Annotated in this window: 12 protein-coding genes; 4 read left to right on the top strand and 8 right to left on the bottom strand. The window is 65.9% G+C overall.

Annotated elements, in window-relative coordinates; all coding sequences use genetic code 11:
- The 4 genes from L810_RS30670 to L810_RS45955 all read right to left on the bottom strand — a co-directional run.
- Positions 1 to 384: aminotransferase class III-fold pyridoxal phosphate-dependent enzyme (locus tag L810_RS30670; protein ID WP_042976776.1), on the bottom strand; the 384-nt coding region annotated here is incomplete at its 3' end.
- A gap of 37 nt (positions 385 to 421) precedes the next feature.
- Positions 422 to 1,759, bottom strand: a complete 1,338-nt coding sequence (locus L810_RS30665; RefSeq protein WP_021162118.1) for a glutamine synthetase family protein — start codon at positions 1,757 to 1,759, stop codon at positions 422 to 424.
- A 29-nt stretch (positions 1,760 to 1,788) separates the two neighbouring features.
- Entirely contained in the window at positions 1,789 to 2,577 is a 789-nt protein-coding gene (locus L810_RS30660; RefSeq protein WP_021162117.1) for a gamma-glutamyl-gamma-aminobutyrate hydrolase family protein, read from the bottom strand.
- 283 nt (positions 2,578 to 2,860) lie between these two features.
- Positions 2,861 to 3,085: a hypothetical protein gene (locus L810_RS45955; RefSeq protein WP_072437498.1), complete on the bottom strand. Its 225-nt coding sequence runs from the start codon at positions 3,083 to 3,085 to the stop codon at positions 2,861 to 2,863.
- Between the two features lie 413 nt (positions 3,086 to 3,498).
- Between L810_RS45955 and L810_RS30655 the strand changes: the two genes are divergently transcribed.
- Together L810_RS30655 and L810_RS30650 are read left to right on the top strand one after the other, a co-directional pair.
- Positions 3,499 to 4,050, top strand: a complete 552-nt coding sequence (locus L810_RS30655) for a cupin domain-containing protein (RefSeq protein WP_042976781.1) — start codon at positions 3,499 to 3,501, stop codon at positions 4,048 to 4,050.
- A gap of 97 nt (positions 4,051 to 4,147) precedes the next feature.
- The gene (locus L810_RS30650; protein ID WP_021162114.1) at positions 4,148 to 5,638 is read left to right on the top strand and encodes an aldehyde dehydrogenase; all 1,491 of its coding nucleotides are present in this window, start codon (positions 4,148 to 4,150) and stop codon (positions 5,636 to 5,638) included.
- Between the two features lie 96 nt (positions 5,639 to 5,734).
- On the opposite strand, the gene L810_RS30645 is transcribed toward L810_RS30650, so the two are convergent.
- On the bottom strand, positions 5,735 to 5,935 hold the full coding sequence (locus L810_RS30645; protein WP_021162112.1) for a heavy-metal-associated domain-containing protein: 201 nt from the start codon (positions 5,933 to 5,935) through the stop codon (positions 5,735 to 5,737).
- A gap of 364 nt (positions 5,936 to 6,299) precedes the next feature.
- On the opposite strand from L810_RS30645, the gene L810_RS30640 reads away from it, so the two are divergent.
- Positions 6,300 to 6,632, top strand: coding sequence for a cupredoxin domain-containing protein (locus L810_RS30640; RefSeq protein WP_021162111.1), 333 nt, complete (start codon positions 6,300 to 6,302; stop codon positions 6,630 to 6,632).
- Between the two features lie 12 nt (positions 6,633 to 6,644).
- Positions 6,645 to 7,481 carry an FTR1 family iron permease gene (locus L810_RS30635; protein WP_021162110.1) on the top strand — a complete coding sequence of 279 codons (837 nt, stop codon included), beginning with the start codon at positions 6,645 to 6,647 and terminating at the stop codon, positions 7,479 to 7,481.
- 109 nt (positions 7,482 to 7,590) lie between these two features.
- Here L810_RS30635 and L810_RS30630 read toward each other — a convergent pair whose 3' ends face one another.
- The 3 genes from L810_RS30630 to L810_RS30620 all read right to left on the bottom strand — a co-directional run bounded on the left by L810_RS30630 (position 7,591) and on the right by L810_RS30620 (position 8,667).
- Positions 7,591 to 7,809, bottom strand: coding sequence for a hypothetical protein (locus L810_RS30630; protein ID WP_021162109.1), 219 nt, complete (start codon positions 7,807 to 7,809; stop codon positions 7,591 to 7,593).
- Positions 7,809 to 8,264, bottom strand: a complete 456-nt coding sequence (locus tag L810_RS30625; protein WP_021162108.1) for a hypothetical protein — start codon at positions 8,262 to 8,264, stop codon at positions 7,809 to 7,811. Before L810_RS30625 ends, L810_RS30630 begins: the two co-directional genes overlap by 1 nt.
- Before the next feature lie 82 nt (positions 8,265 to 8,346).
- Positions 8,347 to 8,667 (bottom strand): helix-turn-helix domain-containing protein, encoded by a 321-nt coding sequence (locus L810_RS30620; protein WP_021162107.1) that lies wholly within the window; start codon positions 8,665 to 8,667, stop codon positions 8,347 to 8,349.
- Positions 8,668 to 8,864: the final 197 nt, after the last annotated feature.

Genomic DNA, 8,864 nt, shown 5'->3' with positions numbered 1-8,864 from the left:
CGGCGTGACTTCCGCGAGCATCGCGGAGAGTTCGATCACCGGCGGGTGCGTGGTCTTGAAGAAGGTGTTGTAGAACGGCAGTTCCTGGATCTGGCGATACGCGGCGTCGGCGAGTTCCTTGCGGCCGTAGCCGACGTTCACGCACCAGAGGCCGGCCATTCCGTCGATGACCTTGTTGCTGTCCGAGTCCCACAGGTAGACGCCGTCGGCCTTCACGATCACGCGGCTGCCCGCGCGGTTCAGCGCACCCATGTCCGAGAACGGGTGGATGTGGTGCGCGGCGTCGAGCGCGCGGTATTCGGCGGTCGAGCGCGCCTGCGTCGTGCGCGGTGCGGCGGCCGGCGCGGCGGGCTGGATCCAGGCAGATTCGTTGCGGTACGTCATGTTTCCTCCGTGTTTCCGTATTCGGTTGTGTGCACGCTCAGACGTGCAGCAGCAGATGGCGGCGTTCCCACGAGCTGATCACGCGGAAGAACGCTTCGTATTCGGTTTCCTTCAGCGCGAAATACGCCTTCAGGAACTTGTGGCCGAGGATCTCGCCGAGCGGCTCGCACGCGGCCATCAGCGTCAGCCCTTCCTCGAGGTTGCGCGGCAGCTGGTACGGCAGTTCGTAGCCGTCGCTGACGAGCGGCTCGGTCGGTTCCAGGCGCTGCGTCATGCCGAGATAGCCGGCCGCGAGCGTCGCGGCGAGCGCGAGGTACGGGTTGCAGTCGACGCCCGGGATGCGGTTCTCGATGCGGCGCGCAGACGGGCCCGAGTGCGGGATGCGGAAGCCGACCGTGCGGTTGTCGTAGCCCCACTGCACGTTGATCGGCGCGGCCATGAAGCGCGACAGGCGGCGATACGAGTTGATGTACGGCGCGAAGATCGGCATCAGTGCGGGCGTGTATTTCTGCAGCCCCGCGAGGTAGTTGTAGAACATCGACGTCGCGCCGCCGGTTTCGGGCGACGTGAACAGGTTCTGGCCCGTTTCCTCGTCGACGATGCTCTGGTGCACGTGCATCGCCGAACCCGGTTCGTCTTCCATCGGCTTGGCCATGAACGTCGCGTACATGTTGTGACGCAGCGCGGCCTCGCGCACCGTGCGCTTGAACAGGAACACCTGGTCGGCCAGCGATAGCGCGTCGCCGTGCATGAAGTTGATCTCCATCTGCGCGGCGCCGACTTCGTGGATCAGCGTGTCGATGTCGAGGTTCTGCGATTCGCAGTATTCATAGATGTCCTCGAACAGCGGGTCGAACTCGTTGACGGCCTCGATCGAATACGACTGGCGGCCCGTTTCCGGGCGGCCCGTGCGGCCGACCGGCGGACGCAGCGGCAGGTCGGGGTCCTTGTTCATGTCGACCAGGTAGAACTCGAGCTCGGGCGCGACGACCGGCTTCCAGCCCTTCGCCTTGTACAGATCAAGCACGCGGCGCAGCACGTAGCGCGGCGAGATCTCGACCGGCGAGCCGTCGAAGTGCACGCAGTCGTGGATTACCTGCGCGGTCGGGTCGACGGCCCACGGGATCAGGCGGATCGTCGACGTGTCGGGCACGCACACCATGTCGGGATCGGTCACGCCGGTCAGCGTGCCGTCCTCCGGATAGTCGCCGGTGACGGTCTGCACCATCACGGCCTGCGGCAAGCGCATCGATTCGCCGGATTCGAACTTGTTGCGCGGAATGATCTTGCCGCGCGCGATGCCGGCCATGTCGGGAATGATCGCTTCGATCTCGGTGATCCGGTGCTGCTTCAGGAAATCTTCGATGTCTTGCATGTCTGTTCTCGTTGGTTGGGTCGGCGCGCTCAGGCGAGCGCGGCGGCGGCCGTGGCGCGCGTGCGGGCGGCACGGCGCGCGCGGCAGGCATCGCCGAAGGCGCGGAAGATCGCGCTCGACAGCGGGTCCTGCGCATGCCGCCATTCCGGGTGCCACTGCACGGCGAGGGCGAAAGCCGGTGCATCGACGACGCTCACGGCTTCGATCAGGCCGTCCGGCGCGACGGCTTCGACGGCGAGGCCGGAGCCGAGCTGCGCGATGCCCTGCTTGTGCAGCGAGTTCACGTGCACTTCGTCGCGGCCGCCGGCGAGCGCGTGCAGCTTGCCGCCGGGCGTCAGTCGCACGACGTGCGCGGGGCCGTATTGCGTGTCCATCGGCGCGTCGTCGTCCTCGCGGTGATCGGCGAAGCCCGGCACTTCATGCACGCGCTGGTGCAGCGTGCCGCCGCAGACGACGTTCAGCTCCTGGAAGCCGCGGCAGACTGCGAGCACCGGCACGCCCGCGGCGATCGCCGCGCGCAGCAGCGGCAGCGTCGTCGCATCGCGGGCCGGGTCGTGCTTCGTGCCGGGTGCGCTCGGTTCGCCGCCGTACAGGTGCGGCTCGACGTTCGAGTAGCTGCCGGTAAACAGCAGGCCGTCGACCGTGTCGAGGATGTCGTCGGTCGACTGGCGCTCGCCGAGCGCGGGCAGCACCATCGCGAGCGCCTGCGCGCCGTCGACGATCGCGGCGACGTATTTGTCGCCCACCGTATGCGACGCGTGTGCGCCGATCTGCGTGTGGTCGGCGGTGATGCCGACGAGTGGTTTCCTTCTTTCCATGACGTCAATCAGTTATCCGGAGGGTTGTTGCGTACGTCTTGCCGGATGTGGCGAAACGCCGGCGTGCAACAGCCCCGCAGCCTGGCGCAAAGCGCAAGGCCGCTGGTGAATGGGCGCAACGGGATGGCGTGGCGATCCGCGCTGCGCGCGACGATCAGGCCGTCGTTCGTTTCATTGCGATACGCGACGCGGCAACGAATGCGCGAACGCGTTCCGTCACCGCACGGACCATGCGGTTGGCGAATCAGCAGACGAAACGAACGACGTAAAGAAAGGAGAGGCGCTACGGCAGCAGCGACGCCACTTCGTCGGTATCGACGGCGACGAATGCGCGTGCGGAAACGGCGTTGTGGCGCCGAACGGAACGACGGGACAGGATGGTGTAGATCGACAGATGCTGCAGGCGAGGACTATGCCAGCCGCAACTGCCATCGGAAGGGGATGCCGCGCTGCGCGAACTTCGCGCCACGCTTCGATCCCACCTCACCAGAGGGCCACGGACTCTCACGATTACACTCGACTGGGTTGTTGAAAGTATTGAACACCCGACCGTTTCTACGCACTGGGCGTTTAAAATAATCAAGGCGCCGGTTACGCGTCATTTACATCGAAGGGCATCAATTTTTGCGTTGCAATAACGCTTTTTGCTGCCGATGAACGCTTGATGACGCGAACCTGAGAGCCAGCATATACGAGCCAAAAACGGCGTCAAATGTTTTTTAACGGTGTTGCATCAGGGCTTTCCCGAGCAGTGCAAACAAAAGATTCGCAAATGGAATAATCGACGGGGTGTTCATTATTTCGAACGCCTTTCAGGGTTTTCCCCGCTGATGTGCGGCATAAAGTGATTAGAATATTCAACGGCTGTCCACTGCGTCGTTTCACTTTGTCATCGCACCTATCGTGTCCGAAACCGAATCGATGTCCACCGAAGTCGCCGAGCGCCTGCGTTTCGTGCGCAACAAGCATGGCCTGTCGCAGCGCGAACTCGCGAAGCGGGCCGGCGTGACCAACGGCACGATCTCGCTGATCGAACAGGGCCGCGTGAGCCCGTCGGTCGGCTCGCTGAAGAAGCTGCTGGAATGCATCCCGATGAGTCTCGCGGAGTTCTTCACGTTCGAACTCGTCGAATCGCGTTCGGTCGTGTCGCGCCGCGACGAGATGCCGAACCTCGGCAACGACACGCTCGCGTTTCATCTGGTCGGCGCGAGCGTGAAGGACCGCAACATGTGCATCCTGCGCGAGATCTACCAGCCGCACGCCGATACGGGGCCCGAGATGCTCGTGCACGCGGGGCACGAGGGCGGTGTCGTCGTGTCGGGTCGGCTCGAGCTGACCGTCGACGGCGCGACGTGGCTGCTCGACCCCGGAGACGGCTATTACTTCGAAAGCCGTTTGCCGCACCGTTTTCGCAATCCCAGCGCGGACCTGATCTGCGAGGTCGTCTCGGCCAATTCGCCGGCGACCTTCTGACTTCCCGACCGCGCATCACCGCATTCGCTGCCGGCCGGCTGCGCGTCACGCGCAACGGCGCGTCGCATCGCGAATGCCAAAAAACTGAGGCATCCTGATGAACAAGTTGACTTTGGCTGACTGGCAGGACAAGGCGGCGTCGCTCGAGATCGAAGGGCGCGCATTCATCGACGGCGCGTCGCGCGACGCGCACGGCGGCAAGACGTTCGACTGCGTGAGCCCGATCGACGGCCGCGTGCTCGCGAAGGTCGCCGATTGCGGCGAAGCCGACGTGAACGCGGCCGTCGCGGCGGCGCGTCGCGCGTTCGACGCGGGCGTGTGGGCCGGGCTGAACCCGCGTGCGCGCAAGGCCGTGCTGCTGCGCTGGGCCGCGCTGATGCGCGAGCACCTCGACGAGCTGTCGCTGCTCGAGACGCTCGACGCGGGCAAGCCGATCGGCGACACGACGACGGTCGACGTGCCGGGCGCCGCGTATTGCGTCGAATGGTTCGCGGAAGCGATCGACAAGGTGGGCGGCGAGGTCGCGCCGGCCGATCATCATCTCGTCGGCCTCGTCACGCGCGAGCCGGTCGGCGTGGTGGCCGCCGTCGTGCCGTGGAACTTCCCGATCCTGATGGCCGCATGGAAATTCGGCCCCGCGCTCGCGGCCGGCAACAGCGTCGTGCTGAAGCCGTCGGAGAAATCGCCGCTGACCGCGATCCGCGTCGCACAGCTCGCATACGAGGCCGGCATTCCGGCGGGCGTGTTCAACGTCGTACCGGGGGCCGGCGAGCCCGGCAAGCTGCTCGCGCTGCATCGCGACGTCGACTGCATCGCATTCACCGGCTCGACGGCGGTGGGCAAGCTGATCATGCAGTACGCCGCGCAGTCGAACCTGAAGCGCGCGTGGCTCGAACTCGGCGGCAAGTCGCCGAACATCGTGCTGCCCGATTGTCCCGATCTCGACCGCGCGGCGCAGGCGGCCGCCGGCGCGATCTTCTACAACATGGGCGAGATGTGCACGGCCGGCTCGCGGCTGCTCGTGCATCGCGACATCAAGGATGCGTTCATCGAGAAGCTCGTCGCGGCCGCGCGTGCGTACGTGCCCGGCAATCCGCTCGATCCGTCGGTGTCGATGGGCGCGATCGTCGACGGCATCCAGCTCGAACGCGTGCTCGGCTATATCGAGGCCGGGCGCAGCGAGGGCCGCCTCGTCACCGGCGGTGCGCGCGTGAAGGCGGAAACGGGCGGCTTCTACGTGGAGCCGACGGTATTCGAGGTGAAGCCGGATGCGAGGATCGCACGCGAGGAGATCTTCGGGCCCGTGCTGTCGGTGATCGTGTTCGACGACGTCGACGAGGCCGTGCGGATCGCGAACGATACCGAGTACGGGCTGGCCGCGGCCGTGTGGACGTCGAACCTGACGACCGCGCACGACGTGTCGCGCCGGCTGCGTGCGGGCACCGTCTGGGTGAACTGCTACGACGAGGGCGGCGACATGAACTTCCCGTTCGGCGGCTACAAGCAGTCGGGCAACGGCCGCGACAAGTCGCTGCACGCGCTCGAGAAGTACACCGAACTGAAGTCGACGCTGATCCGGCTGCGCTGATGTACTGCGGGGCGCGGGCGCAGCGCCGCATGGCGGTGTGCCCGCGCCCGTGTGCGTTGCGCCCGCGTTGCGTTCAGTGTTGCGCTAAGCGTGGCGTCAAGCGGTGCGCAGCGCGGGGTGGAAGCCGGCGGCTTCGATGATCGACTGCACGCGCTCGGCGCCTTGCGCCGACTCGACCTTGACGATCTTCGCCGCGACGTCGATGTCGAGCTTCGCGGCGGGATCGGCGGCCGTCACCGCGCGCGTGATTGCATTGGCACAGCCGCCGCAGGTCATGTCCTGGACTTCGAATTCCATCGTGTTCTCCTGAGTTGACGATTGACAAGCATCGACAGCATGAAGCTTGCCACGGTGGGAAGGTCAAGCGTACGCGTGTCGACGAATATCCGTGTCGCGGCTCCGGTGCGACGACAGTAGTGCGGCGACAGCCTGTTGTAAAGATGATGTCTGATGAATCGCTTGCGGGCTTTTGCCGTCATTCGGCACTTGTCCCGATTGACGGCGAAGCGTTCGGGGCGAAGCGGGGTGGATGCCTTGCCGGGCAAGGCGTAGCGGCACTCGATGAAGCGCGATCACCATGTCGCCAGTAAGGGTACGCGAGTTGGAAATGCGAATCGATCTTAGTATCAACTCCCTTCGATATTTCAATTCGTTACCCCGCATGAACCGTTTTGCTTTCGGCTTTTCGCTGGCGCTGCTGGGCGCATCGGCCACGTCCGCATTCGCGGCCGACGATGTCGTCAACCTGACCTTGAAGGATCACAAGTTTTCGCCGGACGGCGTGACGATCCCGGCCGGCAAGAAGGTGAAGTTCGTCGTGAAGAACCTCGACGCGACGCCCGCCGAATTCGAGAGCGACGATTTCAAGGCGGAGAAGGTCGTGCCTGCCGGCAAGTCGGTGGAGATCCTGGTCGGGCCGCTGAAGGCCGGGACCTACGAGTTCCACGACGAGTATCACGAAGCGCAGTCGAAGACGCACCTGACCGTCAAGTAAGCGGATACGGACATGCTGTCGACTGCCCTGATCGTCTTTCGTGAAGTGCTCGAGGCCGCGCTGGTGGTGTCGATCGTGATGGCCGCGACAAAAGGCGTGCCGCGGCGCGGCTGGTGGGTCGGCGGCGGCCTGGCGGGCGGCGTGATCGGCGCCGGCCTGATCGCGGCGTTCGCCGACGTGATCTCGCAATGGGCGTCCGGCATGGGGCAGGAGGTCTTCAACGCGGGCGTGATGTTCGTCGCGACGCTGATGCTCGCATGGCACAGCATCTGGATGAGCCGGCACGGTCGCGAGATGGCGATGCAGATGACGGCGGTCGGGCGTGCCGTCGCGGCCGGCAGCAAGCCGCTGACGGGGCTCGCGATCGTGGTCGGCGTCGCGGTGCTGCGTGAAGGCTCCGAGGCCGTGCTGTTCCTGTACGGCATCGCGGCGGGCGATCCGGGACAGACGCCGCAGATGATCGTCGGCGGGCTGCTCGGCGTGCTCGGCGGCGCCGGGCTCGGCTACGGGATGTATGCGGGCCTGCTGCAGATTCCGCTGAAGCGCCTGTTCTCCGTCACCAACTCGCTGATCGTGCTGCTCGCGGCGGGGATGGCCAGCCAGTGCGTCGGCTTCCTGCTCGCGGCAGGCCTCGTGCCGTCGTGGGGCGATGCGGTCTGGGATACGTCGTGGCTGCTCAAGGAATCGAGCATCGTCGGCAAGGCGCTGCATACGCTGATCGGCTATACCGCGCGCCCGGCGGGCATCCAGATCGTCGCGTACCTCGCGACGCTGGCCGCGATTGTCGGGCTGGCGCGGTTCGTCGGCCGGCCGCAGGCGGCGGTGCGACCGCCACGGGCCGCGGCTTGAGTTGTCTTGGTTCGAATGGCAAAGGGGCGTCGATAACGCCCCTTTTTTCATTGCCGGCTCGCGGCCGACTCGTGCCCGGCGTCGACCACGGCGCGCAGGTTGCGCACGCTCAACGGTGGCTGTCGATCCAGGCGCGGGCCCATTCGAGCCCCGCTTCGCGCGCGTCGTCCTCGGTGTCGAACACGCCGAGCACGCCGGACGCCTCCACCAGCTTGTTGTTCTGCGTGATCGTGCCGCTCGCCGCGAAGCGCTCGGGCTGCAGGATCTCGTCCTGCTGCAGGATCGCGTGGCCCCAGATCTGGTAGCCGTGGTAGGTTTGCGCTTCCATTATCGAGTCACCTCCGCGGAGCGGTTGTGCGTGCCGACACGCAGCACGTTGCCGTCCGGTGTGTATTGCCGCGGGATGTCGGAGTAATTCAAAGCGTGCTGTGCATCGGGCGCAGCCGGCTGCATGACCGTCAGGCGTCCCGGTGAGGGCTGCGCGACGGGGCGCGGTGCGGCCGGCGTCTCGGCCGCGGTGGCGGGCGGACGATGCGAGCCGGCTTTCACCGCCTGCGCGACACGGCGCTTGTGCGGTTTCACCGCGGCTTTCGGTGTGGCATTCGCGTGCTTCTCCACGCTCTTGCCGGCGCGTGCATCGGCGCCGGTGTGGGCGGCCGGCGTGCGGGCGGCCGGCTGCCGCGCCTCGGGCGGGTTCCAGACTTCGACGTAGTGCTCGGCGGCCCAGCCTGTCGACGCGAACGTCAGTGCCAGCAATCCGCATCCAAAGAGTCTTACTGCCATTGTGTCTCCGTCATATTCGTTGCGGGGCGCGTCGCGGTATCCGGTGCGGGGGCGGCCGTGCAGGGGGATTCGGGGGGCCGGTTCAGGAGAACACCTCGAGCCCGTGTTTCTCGACGATCTGGAGCATCCGTGCGGCAATGCCGCCCGGCCGCTTGTCGCCCTGTTCCCATTGGCGGATCGTCGACGCCGTCGTGTTCAGGTAGAGCGCGAACACGCTCTGGCTGACATTGACGGATTTGCGGATGCGGGCGATGGCTTCCGGATCGAACCGCGGGGCGGCTTCGATGCGGAGATCGTCGTATTCGCGCATCGTCTTCTTGTCGATCAACGCGGCACGACAGAGGCCCGATGCGGCGCCGTGGATCGCCTCCGTTGCGTCGCTCTTGAATCGACTCCTGGCCATTGCAAATCTCCACCCGCTCTTTCAGTGTGACCAGCGTCGCGATATCGGCGCCGGTGCGGCGCCCGACATCCGCGGCGAGCTTGCTGACGGCACGCCGTTCGCGTGCGTCGATGTCGTCCTGGTCGGGTTTGGCGAACAGGAATACGCAAACCCGCACCTGCCCGACCTTGCCCGGCACGATCCCGCGCCGCCGATTA

Origin of the sequence: Burkholderia sp. AU4i (assembly GCF_000466765.1) — a bacterium.
Lineage (GTDB): Bacteria > Pseudomonadota > Gammaproteobacteria > Burkholderiales > Burkholderiaceae > Burkholderia > Burkholderia cepacia.
This window is presented reverse-complemented; position numbering and strand designations above follow the sequence as displayed.

Excerpts from the sequence above, each read along its gene's own strand:
- L810_RS30650 (WP_021162114.1), top strand. The coding sequence starts at position 4,148 with ATGAACAAGTTGACTTTGGCTGACTGGCAGGACAAGGCGGCGTCGCTC.
- L810_RS30635 (WP_021162110.1), top strand. The coding sequence starts at position 6,645 with ATGCTGTCGACTGCCCTGATCGTCTTTCGTGAAGTGCTCGAGGCCGCG.
- L810_RS30645 (WP_021162112.1), bottom strand. The coding sequence starts at position 5,935 with ATGGAATTCGAAGTCCAGGACATGACCTGCGGCGGCTGTGCCAATGCA.
- L810_RS30620 (WP_021162107.1), bottom strand. The coding sequence starts at position 8,667 with ATGGCCAGGAGTCGATTCAAGAGCGACGCAACGGAGGCGATCCACGGC.
- L810_RS30655 (WP_042976781.1), top strand. The coding sequence starts at position 3,499 with ATGTCCACCGAAGTCGCCGAGCGCCTGCGTTTCGTGCGCAACAAGCAT.
- L810_RS30625 (WP_021162108.1), bottom strand. The coding sequence starts at position 8,264 with ATGGCAGTAAGACTCTTTGGATGCGGATTGCTGGCACTGACGTTCGCG.
- L810_RS30660 (WP_021162117.1), bottom strand. The coding sequence starts at position 2,577 with ATGGAAAGAAGGAAACCACTCGTCGGCATCACCGCCGACCACACGCAG.
- L810_RS30630 (WP_021162109.1), bottom strand. The coding sequence starts at position 7,809 with ATGGAAGCGCAAACCTACCACGGCTACCAGATCTGGGGCCACGCGATC.
- L810_RS30665 (WP_021162118.1), bottom strand. The coding sequence starts at position 1,759 with ATGCAAGACATCGAAGATTTCCTGAAGCAGCACCGGATCACCGAGATC.
- L810_RS30640 (WP_021162111.1), top strand. The coding sequence starts at position 6,300 with ATGAACCGTTTTGCTTTCGGCTTTTCGCTGGCGCTGCTGGGCGCATCG.